This is a genomic window from Methylocystis sp. JR02, assembly GCF_030063565.1.
Classification (GTDB): Bacteria; Pseudomonadota; Alphaproteobacteria; order Rhizobiales; family Beijerinckiaceae; genus Methylocystis; species Methylocystis iwaonis.
Genome location: NZ_JASIRC010000001.1, coordinates 2,314,921 through 2,328,806 on the forward strand (window position 1 = coordinate 2,314,921; position 13,886 = coordinate 2,328,806).

15 protein-coding genes are annotated in these 13,886 nt (G+C 64.0%); 9 read left to right on the forward strand and 6 right to left on the reverse strand.

What is annotated here, in order from left to right; translation table 11 throughout:
* Positions 1-64: 64 nt before the first annotated feature.
* The 4 genes from QNA11_RS11030 to QNA11_RS11045 all read right to left on the reverse strand — a co-directional run bounded on the left by QNA11_RS11030 (position 65) and on the right by QNA11_RS11045 (position 4,099).
* Positions 65-928: a DUF1259 domain-containing protein gene (locus tag QNA11_RS11030; protein WP_283483065.1), complete on the reverse strand. Its 864-nt coding sequence runs from the start codon at positions 926-928 to the stop codon at positions 65-67.
* 97 nt (positions 929-1,025) lie between these two features.
* Positions 1,026-1,613 (reverse strand): phosphatase PAP2 family protein, encoded by a 588-nt coding sequence (locus QNA11_RS11035; protein ID WP_283483066.1) that lies wholly within the window; start codon positions 1,611-1,613, stop codon positions 1,026-1,028.
* A 259-nt stretch (positions 1,614-1,872) separates the two neighbouring features.
* Positions 1,873-3,111 (reverse strand): argininosuccinate synthase, encoded by a 1,239-nt coding sequence (locus QNA11_RS11040; protein ID WP_283483067.1) that lies wholly within the window; start codon positions 3,109-3,111, stop codon positions 1,873-1,875.
* 301 nt (positions 3,112-3,412) lie between these two features.
* Complete coding sequence (locus QNA11_RS11045) at positions 3,413-4,099, reverse strand: hypothetical protein (RefSeq protein ID WP_283483068.1); 687 nt, start codon at positions 4,097-4,099, stop codon at positions 3,413-3,415.
* Positions 4,100-4,254: 155 nt separating this feature from the next.
* Between QNA11_RS11045 and QNA11_RS11050 the strand changes: the two genes are divergently transcribed.
* The 5 genes from QNA11_RS11050 (at position 4,255) to QNA11_RS11070 (ending at position 7,362) form a co-directional block, all read left to right on the forward strand.
* Entirely contained in the window at positions 4,255-4,818 is a 564-nt protein-coding gene (locus QNA11_RS11050) for a chemotaxis protein CheB (protein WP_283484201.1), read from the forward strand.
* A gap of 152 nt (positions 4,819-4,970) precedes the next feature.
* On the forward strand, positions 4,971-5,459 hold the full coding sequence (locus QNA11_RS11055) for a hypothetical protein (RefSeq protein WP_283483069.1): 489 nt from the start codon (positions 4,971-4,973) through the stop codon (positions 5,457-5,459).
* Between the two features lie 31 nt (positions 5,460-5,490).
* Positions 5,491-5,919 (forward strand): Fur family transcriptional regulator, encoded by a 429-nt coding sequence (locus tag QNA11_RS11060; protein ID WP_502867560.1) that lies wholly within the window; start codon positions 5,491-5,493, stop codon positions 5,917-5,919.
* Between the two features lies 1 nt (position 5,920).
* A complete protein-coding gene (locus QNA11_RS11065; RefSeq protein WP_283483071.1) occupies positions 5,921-6,754 on the forward strand; it encodes a TPM domain-containing protein in 834 nt (277 codons plus the stop codon).
* Positions 6,754-7,362: a TPM domain-containing protein gene (locus tag QNA11_RS11070; RefSeq protein ID WP_283483072.1), complete on the forward strand. Its 609-nt coding sequence runs from the start codon at positions 6,754-6,756 to the stop codon at positions 7,360-7,362. Before QNA11_RS11065 ends, QNA11_RS11070 begins: the two co-directional genes overlap by 1 nt.
* A 252-nt stretch (positions 7,363-7,614) precedes the next feature.
* On the opposite strand, the gene purD is transcribed toward QNA11_RS11070, so the two are convergent.
* Positions 7,615-8,895: a phosphoribosylamine--glycine ligase gene (gene purD / locus QNA11_RS11075; RefSeq protein ID WP_283483073.1), complete on the reverse strand. Its 1,281-nt coding sequence runs from the start codon at positions 8,893-8,895 to the stop codon at positions 7,615-7,617.
* A 244-nt stretch (positions 8,896-9,139) separates the two neighbouring features.
* On the opposite strand from purD, the gene QNA11_RS11080 reads away from it, so the two are divergent.
* The 3 genes from QNA11_RS11080 (at position 9,140) to QNA11_RS11090 (ending at position 12,684) form a co-directional block, all read left to right on the forward strand.
* Entirely contained in the window at positions 9,140-9,823 is a 684-nt protein-coding gene (locus tag QNA11_RS11080; protein WP_283483074.1) for a hypothetical protein, read from the forward strand.
* 159 nt (positions 9,824-9,982) lie between these two features.
* Positions 9,983-11,635 (forward strand): energy-dependent translational throttle protein EttA, encoded by a 1,653-nt coding sequence (ettA, locus tag QNA11_RS11085; RefSeq protein WP_202073042.1) that lies wholly within the window; start codon positions 9,983-9,985, stop codon positions 11,633-11,635.
* A gap of 86 nt (positions 11,636-11,721) precedes the next feature.
* Positions 11,722-12,684 carry a hypothetical protein gene (locus QNA11_RS11090; RefSeq protein ID WP_283483075.1) on the forward strand — a complete coding sequence of 321 codons (963 nt, stop codon included), beginning with the start codon at positions 11,722-11,724 and terminating at the stop codon, positions 12,682-12,684.
* Between the two features lie 47 nt (positions 12,685-12,731).
* Here QNA11_RS11090 and QNA11_RS11095 read toward each other — a convergent pair whose 3' ends face one another.
* Complete coding sequence (locus tag QNA11_RS11095; protein ID WP_283483076.1) at positions 12,732-13,028, reverse strand: DUF3175 domain-containing protein; 297 nt, start codon at positions 13,026-13,028, stop codon at positions 12,732-12,734.
* A gap of 304 nt (positions 13,029-13,332) precedes the next feature.
* Here QNA11_RS11095 and QNA11_RS11100 point away from each other — a divergent pair, with 304 nt between their 5' ends.
* Positions 13,333-13,830, forward strand: coding sequence for a transglycosylase SLT domain-containing protein (locus tag QNA11_RS11100; protein ID WP_461649592.1), 498 nt, complete (start codon positions 13,333-13,335; stop codon positions 13,828-13,830).
* The last annotated feature ends 56 nt before the right edge of the window (positions 13,831-13,886 follow it).

Consider the following 13,886-nt stretch of genomic DNA (forward strand, 5'->3'; position numbering starts at 1 on the left):
TCATTTTCTACCTTTGGATGCTCCCCGCCGCCATGGTGGGGAGCGGCTCGCGAGGCTCCTGAGGCTAGCTTCTCTCCGGGGCGTGCACCGCGTCCAGGCCGGCGCGCAAAGCGTGCGCCAGCTTCACGGCGTCGTCATTGGCCCAGAAATGCACGAAGAAGAGCCTCGGCTCGTCATCGAGCATGTGGTTGTGAAGCGCCGTGACCTCGACGCCATTCGAGCGCAGCGCTTTCAGCAGCGGCTCGACCTCCCTGGCCTCGGCGACAAAATCGCCGCTGATCGCCGCCTTTCCGCCGCCGGTGGGCTCGAAATTGAGGGCCGTCGCCGTGCCCATCGCCGGGGCGACGGTCATGCCGCCGGCCCTTATCTGGTCGCTAGGCGGGAAGCTGAATTGATAGACGCCGCCATTATTCTTGCCGTGGGCGCCAAGGGCCTCGTCCAGCCGGGCGGCGTCGAAGCCGAGCTCCGGGGCTTGCTGGCCACCGCCGGAAGCCTCGAAAGGCGTGCCGGACGCCCCCAGAGCGTCCCGGACCAATTGCGCGAGTTTCGCGGGATCGCCCTGCGCGGAGACATGCATGTAGTAAGTCGCGGGCTGCGCCCGCAGGAGATGATTATGGACGCCGGTGATTTGCACTCCGGCGGCGAGCAGCGACGACATCACCGGGTTGATCTCGGGCTCGGTCAAGACCAGATCGCCCATCATCATGGCGTCGCGGCCCATGGGCTCGAAGGCGACCCAGCCCCCGAGCGCAAGCGCCGGCTTGATGTCCACGCCGTCGAGGGTGACGTGGAGATCGCTCCGCGGCAGCCCATATTTGTGGACGGCGCCGCTGACGATCGGCTTTTTGCCGAAGGCGGCGTCGACGCGGGACCAGTCGAATTCGGCGGGCGCGGCCGGCGACGACAGCACAAGCGCAAAGAGCGCCAAGGTCGATCTTTCGCATTGGCTTCCCTTTCGTTGAAGGCCTCCCCTCCAGCGAAATAGGGCCGCGCGCGCCGGCGCGCTGGGAAAAGGTCGCGCCTTGCTACAGGCCGAGATTTTCCCTGAGCCAGAAGGCGGCTTTGAACAGCCCCCCCTCTGAAATATTTGCGCCGAAGGCGAGATAGCTGGCGACAGACGTCGTGAAGGCGAGCGTCGGCGCGACCGCCTGGAGACGCGCCTTGACGTCGAACGGGCCGGCGAGACGGAAGAACAACGCGAAACAAGCCAGTCCGACCGACGCGCCGACGACCGTATCGGGGAAAGTGTGGCCGCCCACGAGGAAGCGATTGAAGAACACCAAAAGGGCGACCGACCAGGACGCTGCGGCAAAAAAATAGCCCGCCGGGGACCGGGTCGCGAGCGCCATTCTGCCGAACGAGCAGAAGAAGAAGCAGGCCAGCGCGGCATGCCCGCTGGGACTGTAAAGCCCGCCATAACCATGGATCGCGAGGAAGATGATCTTGCCAAAAGAGATCAGCGCCGCGCACAGGCCAGCGGAAAAGATGAAAGCCGCCGCCGGCCGCCGCAGGCCGGCAAACCACAGCGCGGCCGTCAGCCCGACACAGGCGGACAAGACAAGGTTCGACGCGCCGAAGGGCGTGAAAAGAGCCAGAAGCCTGGAAGCAGTCACCGACAAGCCTCGAGAAAATTGCAGGGGGCGCGAGTTACGTGAAAACTATTACCGCATGCACATATTTTCATGTCTCCGCCCCCGTCATGGCCGGGCTTGTCCCGGCCATCCACGCCGCGCAAGCACAGCTAATGCTGGGCAATGGAGAAGCATGAATTTTTATCATCGTGAAACCGCGTCTCGTTGGGCTGTGCCCCTGGGCGTGGATGGCCGGGACAAGCCCGGCCATGACGGCCACCGAGATGTGTGGCTCGTCCGGTTACTTCTTCGCCCCGCGCGCCGCGCGCTTGGCGAGCGTGCGCAGGCGCAGCGCGTTGAGCTTGATGAAGCCTTCGGCGTCGCGCTGGTCGTAGGTGCCGCCTTCCTCAAAGGTCACGAGATCCTGGTCATAGAGCGACCACGGGCTCTCGCGGCCGACGAGCGCCGCTGATCCCTTGTAGAGCTTGAGCCGCACGCGGCCGGTGACGAGCTCCTGGCTCTTGTCGATCGCGGCCTGCAGCATCTCGCGCTCCGGCGAGAACCAGAAGCCGTTGTAGATCAGCTCCGAATAGCGCGGCATCAGCTCGTCCTTGAGATGCGCCGCGCCGCGGTCGAGCGTGATGCTTTCGATGCCGCGATGGGCGACGAGCAGGATCGAGCCGCCGGGCGTCTCATACATGCCGCGCGATTTCATGCCGACGAAACGGTTCTCGACCAGATCGAGACGGCCAATGCCGTGCTGGCGGCCGAGCTCGTTGAGCTTGGCGAGCAGCGCCGCCGGCGTCAGCGCGACGCCATCAACCGCGACCGCGTCGCCCTTCTCGAAATCGATGGTGATATATTGCGGCTCGTTCGGCGCGTCCTCGGGATGGCCGGTGCGCGAATAGACATAGTCCGGCGTCTCCTGCGCCGGGTCTTCCAGCACCTTGCCCTCGGAGGAGGTGTGCAGCAGATTGGCGTCGGTGGAGAACGGCGCCTCGCCGCGCTTGTCCTTGGCGATCGGGATCTGATGCGCCTCGGCGAAGGCGATGAGATCGGTGCGGGAATGGAAGTCCCATTCGCGCCAGGGCGCGATCACCGTGATGTCCGGCTCCAGCGCATAATAGCCGAGCTCGAAGCGCACCTGATCGTTGCCCTTGCCGGTCGCGCCGTGACAGACGGCGTCCGCCCCCATTTTGCGGGCAATCTCGATCTGCTTTTTCGCGATCAGCGGACGGGCGATGGAGGTGCCGAGCAGATAGAGCCCCTCATAGACGGCGTTGGCGCGAAACATCGGGAAGACGTAGTCGCGCACGAATTCCTCGCGCAGATCCTCGATGAAGATATTCTCGGGCTTGACGCCGAGGAGCAGCGCCTTTTCGCGCGCCGGGCCCAGTTCCTCGCCCTGGCCGAGATCGGCCGTGAAGGTGACGACCTCCGCGCCATAGGTCGTCTGCAGCCATTTGAGGATGATGGAGGTGTCGAGGCCGCCGGAATAGGCGAGGACGACCTTCTTGATGTCTTTTTTGGCGCGGGTCATGTCGGGCTCGGTATTGGTGCTTGGTCGGCGCCGTTATAAGCCCGCCGCCGCCGCGCGCAAGCGTTGGACCGGGCCGGGAGGAGGGCGGGAACAGATCGCTGGGGCCGCGCAATCCTGGCTAGAAGTCGCGAAATGTGACAAAGGCTAGGAAAGACCGGCTTTGACCCAATGCGGTCATTCGGTGCTAAGGCTAGTCTCGGCTGAATTAGCGCTCGACTTTCGCACCCATGTTTTGCATGCGGCAACCCTCTGAAAATACAGGGGCGGGCGGTTCCTGCACACAGGCCTTAACGCTGATACATTAGCCTCGGACACGCGCGGCCAGCTCCAGCTCGTGCAAGGCCGCAAGGACGTGTTGCGTCACCGATTCCGGAAGACCCATTTTCTGCTCTTGGAGAACTTTCTTGAGATGACCGGCTGCGTTTGCCGTGTGAGGGCTGATCCTCGCAGCGTCGGCTGCTTCGGTATCCGCTAGCGCGAGATCGGTGTGAAAGGAAAGGATCCTGAAAAGCTTTGATATCTCTTGTGCCAAGGGCTCATAGGCCCGCAGCGCCGCAAGCGCTTCGTCATAGGCTTTCTCAGACTTCGCATAGGCGGCCCGGCGATTTCCCTCGGCGCTTTCCGCCGCTGCCTCCAGCGACTTTCTTGAAGCGGCGTCATACGCCACCTGGGAGCCTTGTAGCCTGGTTTCCCCGGCGCTGAGCGCCGCCAAGGCCGTGCGCTGGTTGCTTTCGCTGCCATGCGCGAACGACTCCTCAAACGTGCTTTCCACCTGCGCAAGATTTTTCACCGCTTGCGCCAAACTGATCCGCGCCTCTTCCTTAATCTCTTCGAGAGTTTGCGGCGTGTATAGGGCCGCCTTGATCATGTCGCGGAGCGCGTCCTTTTTCTCGTCACCCGGCGGCGTTTCAGCCTGACTTAAGAGATCAAGGAGCACCGCAGCAGCCTCGCGACCGAAACTGAGGTTCAATGCGGAATTCTCTTCCATTTCCTCCACTCCGTTGGTCCATACATGGGGCGCGGGGATCGAATTGAAACGGCTACGGGTCGGCTAGGCGTTAGTGCTTGTCAGCGCCTGCGGAACGTCTCGGCTCGCCTGCTGGGGCCTCTGGAAACTTCCCCCTCAAACATCAATTATTCCCTGTGCACAAAGTCATAGTAATCGCTGCCTCTGCTGGTGGGTTGCAACCGTTGCGACAGATCGTTGCGGCGCTGCCAGAAGCGTGTCCGGCTGCGATTTTCGTCGTTGTGCACATCGGCAATCATCGAAGCGATTTACCGACAATTCTTTCTTGGTCTTCAAAGCTGAAAGCGTCCTTCGCAACGGACGACTTGCCCATACAAGCGGGCCATATCTACGTCGCCCCGCCAGACCAGCACATGGTTTTAGAATCGGGGCGCATCCGTCTGAACCGTGGGCCTAAAGTGCACCACACGCGACCCGCCGCAGACCCGCTCTTCATCTCGGCCGCTAAGGTTTACGGAGATCGCGTTATTGGCGTCGTTCTGAGTGGTGGCGACGGCGATGGGGCTGAAGGGCTTCGGGTCATAAAAGAGCACGGCGGCCGGGCCGTCGTTCAGAAACCTGAAGAGGCTGTGGATCCCGCTATGCCGGAAGTGGCGATTGCCACAGATCATCCAGACGCCTGCTTGTCTGCCGGAGAAATTGCGAAGCTTATGGAGCTTTGCGGCGAACCAAGCGGCTGAGAGAGGGCAACAAAAGCGCGCCCCAAACGGAGCGAGATTCGCATAAGGCCATTATGGAACTTTCGGGGAATGCCCGCTTTTGGCGCTTTGCGGACGTGGATTGGCAGTCTGCGGCCCAGAGCTTAGAATTTGCCGCTAAGTTGGAGAAGCCGATGAAAAATAACGCAAAACTTATGCTGGCCAATTTCGCCCTTTTCGCCCTCTGCACCCCAGCCCCCGCCAAGGACGAGCGGGTTTGGACGCTTTCGGGTCTCGAAGAAAAGAAGCCGGACTTGATCTTTCTCAACTACGGCGTTCCCGAGACCGACGACAGCTTCGGCGCCTTTCGCTGCAAGCCCAAGAGCGGCGTCGTGACCTTCTTCGTCTCCGAGACGAGCGAGAAGCTGAAACCCGGCAAGAGCGCCACTGCGTCGCTTTCCATCGGCGACGTTCAGACGAAAATTGCCGGCAAGCTTTTGCCCAATGAAGAAGCGGGCGTGCCGAGCTTCGAAGGGCGGCTGCCGGCGAATGACCCGATCTTCGAGGCGATGGCGACGGGCGAGACATTGGCCGCGGTCATCGGCCCCTCCAAGCAGACCGCGCCGCTGAAGGGCGCCGCCGAGAAGGTGAAGAAGTTCATTGCGGCCTGCGCCAAGCCGTGACGGCGGCGCGGCGCAACGCTACAATGACGTCATGAGCAGCCATCCGCCGCAAGATACGGCCAAAACCATCGCGGGGCTCACCCCCGCGCGCCGTCGCGCGCTCGACATTCTCATCGAGGCCAACCGACCCGTCGGCGCCTATGAGATGATCGATCTCATGGCGAGCGCCGACGGCAAGCGGCCGGCGCCCGTCTCGGTCTATCGCGCGCTGGCTTTTCTCCTCGATAACGGCCTGGCGCATCGGCTCGAATCGAAAAACGCCTTCGTCGTCTGCGGCCATTGCCATGGCGCCGAGGAGCCGGTCGTGTTTCTCATCTGCGAGGAGTGCGGCGAGGTGAAAGAGGCGACCTCCCCCGGCCTCGCCCGCGAGCTCTCCGCGCTCACCAGCGAAGCGGGCTTCAAGGCGCGCACGCGCGTCGTGGAGATCGCCGGCCACTGCGCCCGCTGCGCCGGCGCCTGACATGAACGCGCCGGCCTTTGCGCCCCGGATCTTGGCGCCCCGGACTTTGGCGCTGCGGGGCTGTCTCGTCTTCGTCTTCTGCCTTCTCGCGGCGCTGGCCTTCGCCGCCCCGAATTATCCGGCGCTCACCGGCCGCATCGTCGATCAGGCGGGCGTCATCCCCGAGGCGACGCGCGCGAGCCTGCAGACGAAGCTCAAGGATCTCGAAGACAAATCCAGCATCCAGCTCGTCGTCGCGACGATCAAGACGCTCGACGGCTATGACATCGAGACCTACGCCAACGGCCTCTTTCGCGCCTGGAAGCTGGGCGAAGCCAAGAAGAACAATGGCGTCCTTTTCCTCGTGGCGCCCAGCGAGCGCAAGATGCGCATCGAGGTCGGCTATGGGCTGGAAGGCACGCTGACCGACGCGCTCTCAAAGGTGATCCTCGCCAGCGCCGTCGCGCCGAAATTCAAGGCGGGCGATTATGGCGCGGGCATCGAGCGCGGCGTCGAGGGGATCATCGAAATCCTGAGCGGCGACTCGGCGGAATGGGTGAAGAAGGCTCCCCCGCCGCCGTCGATGGTCGACGAGCTTCTTCCTCTCCTCATCTTCGCGCTCTTCGTTTTCATCTTCATCATGATGGCGCGAAGCGCCGGACGTCCGAAGGATTACCGCCACTATCGCCGCGGCGGCCCGCCGATCGTCATCCTGCCCCCGAGCCGCGGCGATTGGGGCGACGGCGGCTCTTTTGGCGGCGGCTCGTCGTGGGGCGGCGGCGACGGCGGCGGCTTCGACAGTTTCTCGGGCGGCGGCGGCTCGTCCGGCGGCGGCGGCGCCTCGGGAGATTGGTGATGCTGCTGACGGAGCAAGACCTCGACGTAATCGCCCAGGCCATCGGCAAGGCGGAGCAGAAAACCTCCGGCGAGATCGTCTGCGCCCTGTCGCGCCGCGCGTCGGACTACGCCTATGTGCCGCCGCTCTGGGCCGCTTTCTTCGCGCTCGTCTCGCCCTGGCCGCTCGCCGAATTCACCGATCTTTCCGCCAAGACGATCTACGCCGCGCAGATCGGCGTCTTCATCGTCTGCGCGCTCATCGTCTCCTGGCCGCCGATCCGGCTCGCGCTCACGCCGCGCCTCGTGAAGAAGCGCCGCGCCGAGCGGGCGGCGATCGAGCAGTTTTTCTCTCGCGGCGTCTCGGGGACGAAAGGTCGCACGGGCGTGCTGATCTTCGTCTCCTTCGCCGAGCATTACGCCCGCATCATCGCCGACGAGGGACTGAACGGAAAAATCTCGGACGCGGAATGGAAGGCGGCGCTGGAGCCCCTGCTGACCTGCCTCGCCCAGCGCCGCTGCGCGGAGGGCTTTGTCGTGACGATCGATGAATGCGCGCGCCTCCTCGCGCGCGCCGCGCCGCCCGGCGAAGAAGGCGACGAGCTGCCGGATAAGGTCTATGTGAGTTGAACTTTCGCATAGAGGGCGCGCCCGGCGAGCGCTGCGCCGAACGGTCGCTCGCAAAACGAGCGGTCGGGAATTACCGCCGTCATTGCGAGGAGGCGGAGCCGACGAAGCAATCCAGCGCCGCACCGCTGCCCTGGATTGCTTCGCTTCGCTCGCAATGACGGGCTCTGAGCAAAACCACAGCCCGCCGGGAATGTCCCCATGCGAGCTATTCAAACGGAAAGAGTGTTAGAAGCCCCCTAACCTCGCAAGAGTTCAGCCGCGCCGTTCCCGCGCAACCTCGCGCCAGCCGATGTCGCGGCGGCAGAAGCCGCCCGGCCATTGGATGGCGTCGACCGCCGCATAGGCCTTGCCTTGCGCCTCCGAGACGCTGTCGCCAAGCGCCGTGACGTTCAGCACGCGGCCCCCCGCCGCGAGCAGCCGCTCCCCCTCCAGGCGCGTGCCGGCATGCGTGACGATAACGCCCGCCATCGCCTCGGCGTTCGCGAGGCCGCGAATTTCCGAGCCGGTCAGCGGCGTGCCCGGATAGCCCTTGGCCGCGAGCACCACGGTGAGCGCCACGCGGTCGCAGAAATGCGGGCGCGCTTCGGGCAGCGCGCCGCGCGCGGCGGCGAGCATGATCGACAGCAAATCATCCTCCAGCCGCGGCAGAATGACCTGCGCTTCGGGATCGCCGAAACGGTTGTTGTATTCGATGAGCTTCGGCCCCTCCGCCGTCAGCATCAATCCGGCGTAAAGCACCCCCGTAAAGGGCGCGCCCTTCTCCTGCATGGCGCGCATGGTGGGCGCGATGATCTCGGCCATCACGCGGCGCTCGATGTCCGGCGTCACGACGGAGGCCGGCGAATAAGCGCCCATGCCGCCGGTGTTCGGCCCCGTATCGCCGTCGCCGACGCGCTTGTGGTCCTGCGCCGTGGCGAAAGGCGCCGCGCGCGTCCCGTCGCAGATGGCGAAGAAGGAGGCTTCCTCGCCCTCTAAGAATTCCTCGATCACCACCTCGGCGCCCGAACGGCCGAAGAGCCCCGCGAACATCGCCTCCACGGCGCGCTCGGCCTCCTCCAGCGTCTGCGCCACCACGACGCCCTTGCCCGCTGCGAGCCCATCGGCCTTCACGACGATGGGCGCGCCCTTCTCGCGCAAATAGGCAAGCGCTTTGTCCTTATCGGCGAAACGTCCATAGGCCGCGGTGGGAATGCCATAGTCGCGGCAGAGATCCTTGGTGAAGCCCTTGGAGCCTTCGAGCTGCGCGGCCGCCTGCGTCGGGCCGAAGGCGAGAATTTCGGCGCGCGCCAGCGCGTCCACCAGCCCGCCGATCAAGGGCTGCTCCGGCCCCACGACGACGAGCGCGACGCCCATCTCGCGGCAGAAGCGGATGACCGCGCCGTGATCCCCCGCGTCGAGATCGATATTCTCGCCCACCCGCTCGGTCCCGGGATTGCCGGGGGCGACATAGAGGCGGGTGAGCAGCGGGCTCTTCGCCAGCGCATTGGCGATAGCGTGCTCGCGGCCGCCCGATCCGATGAGGAGAATGTTCATGCGCTGTCCGCCCGAGTTGAACCGATGCCCGCTTCTAAAGCAGGATTGCGGAAAAGTGGAAATCGGATTTCCGCCAGATGATCCCGCTAAACCAAAAATGAGCCGGCTTTCGCCGCGCCGCCAGCCTGCCCGGGCGCCCGCCGGACAAGACGCAACGACGGCCATTTAGCGACGAACGCCATGCTTGCTGGCCTTTTAAGCGGCGCTAGCTACCGGCCCCGGGGGCCATGGCCGGAGTAAAGAAATGTCCATCACCCGAGAGGTCGCCACGCATGAAAATGCGGTTGCGTACGGCGGCTTGATCGACGCTATCGGCGGCGTCGCGACAATCGTCCTGGCCGTCTGCGGCCTGGTCAATATCGCGCCCGTCTACATGACAGCGATCGCGACGATTGTCTTTGGAGTCGCGCTTCTCATCCAGGGCGGCGCCATGGTCTCCGAATATGCGCAGATCGCCCTCCCCGCCGAGACGAGAGGCTTTTCGGCCGAACAGTTCGGCGGCAATAGTCTGGCGGTCGTCTTCCTGGTCGGCGCGGCCGGAATCGTGCTCGGCATTCTGGCCTTGCTGGGCATTAATTCGGGCGTGCTCATGCCCGTGGCCGTCATCGCCTACGGCACGGCGCTCGTCCTGAGCAGCAACGCCGTCTGGCATCTCTTCCTGCTGCGCCGCGCCTCGCGCATGCAGGCGGTGACGTCGGGCCGGTCGATGATCGGCGGCGAAATGCTCGCAAGCGAAATGGCCTCTGGGTCGGCGGCGTTGCAGGCGCTCGCGGGGCTTGCCGCGATCGTGCTCGGCATTCTCGCTCTGGCCGGCAATGTCAACGATCTGACGCTGAACCTCTGCGCGCTGCTCGCCTTGGGCGCCACGCTCGTCCTGACGGGCAGCACGCTCAGCGCGACGGTCATGGGCTTCATGCGGACAACCTGACCCCGCGCCGACCGCTCGTTCCCGGCGGGCCTCAGGCCCAGCCGGGAATTCGGCGTTTCGAGAGCGGGTAGCCGGAACCGCCGGGGCCTCGCGCGACCCCTCCCCACGGCCGCGAAAATGCTCTAAACACGGCGCCAACTTCTCTCGTTGCGAGGCGATATGGCGCGCCAGTTCATCTACCACATGCAGGGCCTCACCAAGACCTATCCGGGCGGAAAGAAGGTCTTGGACAATATCCATTTGTCTTTCTACCCGGACGCCAAGATCGGCGTGCTCGGCGTCAACGGCGCGGGTAAGTCGACCCTGCTGCGCATCATGGCCGGCATCGACAAGGAATACACCGGCGAGGGCTTCGTCGCGGAAGGCGCGCGCGTCGGCTATCTGCCGCAGGAGCCGCAGCTCGATCCGGCGCTCACCGCGCGCGAAAACGTCATGCTCGGCGTCGCGGAGAAGAAGGCCGTTCTCGACCGCTACAATGATCTCGCCATGAATTATTCGGACGAGACTGCGGACGAGATGACGAAGCTCCAGGACGAGATCGAGGCCAAGGGCCTTTGGGATCTCGACAGCCAGGTCGATCAGGCCATGGACGCGCTCGGCTGCCCGCCCGATGACGCCGACGTCACCAAGCTCTCCGGCGGCGAACGGCGCCGCGTGGCGCTCTGCCGCCTGCTGTTGGAGCAGCCCGACATGCTGCTGCTCGACGAGCCGACGAACCATCTCGACGCCGAGACGGTGAACTGGCTCGAGGGCCATCTGCGCAATTACCCGGGCGCGATCCTGATCGTCACCCACGATCGCTACTTCCTCGACAATGTCACGGGCTGGATTTTGGAGCTCGATCGCGGCCGCGGCATTCCCTATGAGGGGAATTACACGAGCTGGCTGAAGCAGAAACAGAAGCGCCTCATGCAGGAGGCCTCCGAAGACAAGGCCCGCCAGCGCGCGCTGGAAGCCGAAAGCGAGTGGATCGCCTCCTCGCCCAAGGCCCGCCAGGCCAAGAGCAAGGCGCGCATCCAGCGCTATGAGGAGCTCGTCGCCAAGCAGGGCGAGAAGGCGCCGACCACCGCGCAGATCATCATTCCGGTGGCGGAGCGCCTCGGCGGCAATGTCATCGACTTCGAGCACATCACCAAGGGCTTTGGTGAAAACCTCCTGATCGACGATCTCTCCTTCAAGCTGCCGCCGGGCGGCATCGTTGGCGTGATCGGCCCGAACGGCGCCGGCAAAACCACGCTCTTCCGCATGATCACCGGCCAGGAGACGCCCGACAAAGGCACGATCACCGTCGGCGACAGCGTGCAACTGGGTTACGTCGATCAGTCGCGCGACGCGTTGCACGCCAACAAGACCGTCTGGGAAGAAATTTCCGAAGGCAATGAGGTGATCTATCTCGGCAAGCGCGAGATCAACTCCCGCGCCTATTGCGGGGCCTTCAACTTCAAGGGCTCGGATCAGCAGAAGAAAGTCGGCCAGCTCTCAGGCGGCGAGCGCAATCGCGTGCATCTCGCCAAGATGCTCAAGAGCGGCGCCAATGTTCTGCTGCTCGACGAACCGACCAACGATCTCGACGTCGACACTTTGCGCGCGCTCGAAGAAGCCCTCGTGGATTTTGCCGGCTGCGCCGTCATCATCTCGCATGATCGCTTCTTCCTCGACCGCATCGCCACGCATATCCTCGCCTATGAAGGCGACTCGCATGTGGAGTGGTTCGAAGGAAACTTCGCCGACTACGAGGAAGACAAGAAGCGCCGCCTGGGCGTCGACAGCGTCATCCCGCACCGGCTGAAGTATAAGAAGTTCGCAAGATAATCCTCACTGCGCCGGGCCGTGCTTCCCCGCACAGAGGTCCGGCGCATTGGCCTTTACCTTCGTCTCGCGGCTTGAAAGTTCGTGACATGAAGGTCCAATCGCAAAAACCTTTCCTTTGGATTCCTGGCCAGGGCTGCGACGCCGCCGCCCTCGCGCGCATGCGCGCCGCCTTCCCCCGCCCGCGCGAGCCCATGGGCGAAGCCTGGTTCATGGGCGAGACCCGCGCCATGTTTTGGGATTTGCTGGGCGACCTCTCAACGCTGCCGATCGGCGACCTTCAGACGGCGCTCTTTGAAATCGCGAGCGGCACAAAAAATTTTGGCGAGCGCGCCGAGTGGACCGATTGGTATCACCATATTCTCGTACAAACCCTGCCGCGCGCGCACGAGAGACATATCAGCAGCTATGTCGAGACGCTCATCACCACCTTCATGTCCCTTTATTTCAATGGCGCAGCGCGTGAACCCTATAAAGGCTTCCGGCGCGACGCGCTGAATACGCTCGGCCGCTCGATAATGAACCCCGAGTGCTGGGATGGCGAGCGGATCAAGATCGGGCGCTTCCTCCACCGCGAATATAATCCGCGTGTCGGCGTCTGGTTCTGGCGCGACGCCTCGGGCGACTTTTCGGCCTCCATGTTTTTCTGCCTGAAATACCTCGCCGCCGAAGAAATCGCGCCTTGGCTTCGTTCGGTCCTCTCGATTCCCGATCCGCATTGGCGGGCGCAGATCATGGTTTGGTTCATCGGCGCATACGACCTTCTCACAGGTCGGATCGACGATCCCTCAAGCTACGAAATTTCGGATTGCCCGAGCGTCTACTGGGACAGCGCTCATCTGCTGACCCGCGCCGCCTCAGACGGAGCGCCGACGCATTTTTTGCCCCAAGCCAATCGCGACGCGGCGCTGACGACCTTGGCGGCGGTTATGCTAGATGAGGTCTACCTCGACTGGCTGTGCTCTATCGCGGCGTTCGATTATCTGGAAAGCGAGCTTGCGGATTTGCCCGAGCGCTTTCGGATGCTCTACATTTTAGGCGCGGCGCCCTGAGCATGCCACGGTTCGGACCCACAGCGCGCCTGCATGTACCGCAGAGGCTAGCAGCCCGTCCGCCCGAACGCCTTCCGCAGCTCGTCCTTCGCCGCCTCCAGCACGCGCCGCCGCTCCGGGGCCAAATCCTTGCCGGCGCGGTTGATATAAAAAGTGAGCATCGACATCGCTGAACGAAACGGCGTCGTCTTGCGGCGCGTGCTCGCCTCCGCCGAGCGTTTCAGCGACTGCGCGATCTCCTCGGGGTCATCGTGCGTAAAGACGCCCGGCTCGAGGTCGAGCGCATTGCTGTGCCGCGTGACCTCGTTCGACCAGTAACCCTTCGTGTCGTCCCGGCGCGCCATTCGTCCCTTCCTCGAAGAAAGAAGCTAGTCGGCGTCGGCGGGATCGAAAGGCCCGGCCGCGATCGCGGCCGGGCCGAGGTCACTGAAATTGCTCCTGAAAACCCGGGCCCCTTGATTTGCCCCAGAAACAACTGCAACAACACCATTAAGGTGACGCTTTCGTTACGGGCCCGCCGTGCGGCCGCACACATGGCCGCCGCTTGGCTGGTCCACAGGCTCCCAGCCTACCGCCACGATTTCGCCATCTGGGCGTGGCGAGCTAGCCAAGTTGCGATTCATGCGGGCGATCGAGGGAATGTATTGAATGAAGTCAACGACCTGTGCCGCAACCTTGGCGGCTCTCGTCCTCGCCGGATGCGTCCAGACGGAATCGCCAGTGGCCTCCGCCCCAGAATCCTACGTCAATGAGCCCCGCCCGGAGACGGCGCTGACCGGCAAGGACGCGCTTCACGCCCGCATCGCCCATTTCGCCCGGATCTACGATATTCCCGAATCGCTCATCCATCGCTCGGTGCGGCGCGAGAGCAATTACAATCCGGCCGCCCGCCACGGTCCCTATTGGGGCCTGATGCAAATCCGGCACGATACCGCCAAGGGCATGGGCTATTCGGGCCCGGCGAACGGGCTGCTCGACGCCGAGACCAACCTCACCTACGCCGTGCCTTATCTCGCCAACGCCTATAAGCTCGCGGGCGGGAGCGAAACGCGCGCGATCCGACTCTATGCCGGCGGCTATTATTACGAGGCCAAGCGGCGCGGCATGCTCGGCCTCCTCCACAAGGAAGCGCTGTCGCCGGAGTGACGCCCGGTTGACGGCTCGGATTGCCGTTTGTCATTCCCCGCGGGCTGAAAGCCCGA

Coding starts and splice junctions, on each gene's coding strand:
- QNA11_RS11040 (WP_283483067.1), bottom strand. CDS start 3,111: ATGACCCGCGCCAAAAAAGACATCAAGAAGGTCGTCCTCGCCTATTCC.
- QNA11_RS11045 (WP_283483068.1), bottom strand. CDS start 4,099: ATGGAAGAGAATTCCGCATTGAACCTCAGTTTCGGTCGCGAGGCTGCT.
- QNA11_RS11055 (WP_283483069.1), top strand. CDS start 4,971: ATGAAAAATAACGCAAAACTTATGCTGGCCAATTTCGCCCTTTTCGCC.
- QNA11_RS11060 (WP_502867560.1), top strand. CDS start 5,491: ATGAGCAGCCATCCGCCGCAAGATACGGCCAAAACCATCGCGGGGCTC.
- QNA11_RS11065 (WP_283483071.1), top strand. CDS start 5,921: ATGAACGCGCCGGCCTTTGCGCCCCGGATCTTGGCGCCCCGGACTTTG.
- QNA11_RS11070 (WP_283483072.1), top strand. CDS start 6,754: ATGCTGCTGACGGAGCAAGACCTCGACGTAATCGCCCAGGCCATCGGC.
- purD (WP_283483073.1), bottom strand. CDS start 8,895: ATGAACATTCTCCTCATCGGATCGGGCGGCCGCGAGCACGCTATCGCC.
- QNA11_RS11080 (WP_283483074.1), top strand. CDS start 9,140: ATGTCCATCACCCGAGAGGTCGCCACGCATGAAAATGCGGTTGCGTAC.
- ettA (WP_202073042.1), top strand. CDS start 9,983: ATGGCGCGCCAGTTCATCTACCACATGCAGGGCCTCACCAAGACCTAT.
- QNA11_RS11090 (WP_283483075.1), top strand. CDS start 11,722: ATGAAGGTCCAATCGCAAAAACCTTTCCTTTGGATTCCTGGCCAGGGC.
- QNA11_RS11095 (WP_283483076.1), bottom strand. CDS start 13,028: ATGGCGCGCCGGGACGACACGAAGGGTTACTGGTCGAACGAGGTCACG.
- QNA11_RS11100 (WP_461649592.1), top strand. CDS start 13,333: ATGAAGTCAACGACCTGTGCCGCAACCTTGGCGGCTCTCGTCCTCGCC.